This is a genomic window from Aeromonas sp. sif0611, from assembly GCF_019218845.1.
In the GTDB taxonomy this organism is placed as follows: domain Bacteria; phylum Pseudomonadota; class Gammaproteobacteria; order Enterobacterales; family Aeromonadaceae; genus Aeromonas; species Aeromonas media.
Genome location: NZ_JAHUWU010000088.1, coordinates 1 through 204 on the forward strand (window position 1 = coordinate 1; position 204 = coordinate 204).

The following is a 204-nucleotide window of genomic DNA, read 5'->3' on the forward strand; positions in this document are numbered from 1 at the left end:
CGCCAGTGATGGTGATGGTGACGGTGTGCTCGGTGCCATCCACGGAGGTGACCACAAAGGTCTCGACCTTGGTCTCACCTTCGCCCAGGTACTGCACCTTGCTGTTGTCGACCTGGTAGGTCCAGGCCCCGCCTTCGGTGATGGTCAGGCTACCCAGTGCGCCAGCGCTCGGGGTGCCGTTGCCAGCCAGGAACTTGGCCTCGT

General features: G+C 63.7%; 1 protein-coding gene. It reads right to left on the bottom strand.

Annotated features, from left to right (window positions below; genetic code table 11):
- On the bottom strand, nucleotides 1-204 hold a 204-nt coding region (locus tag KW824_RS20900; protein ID WP_218410922.1), incomplete at both ends, for a VCBS domain-containing protein.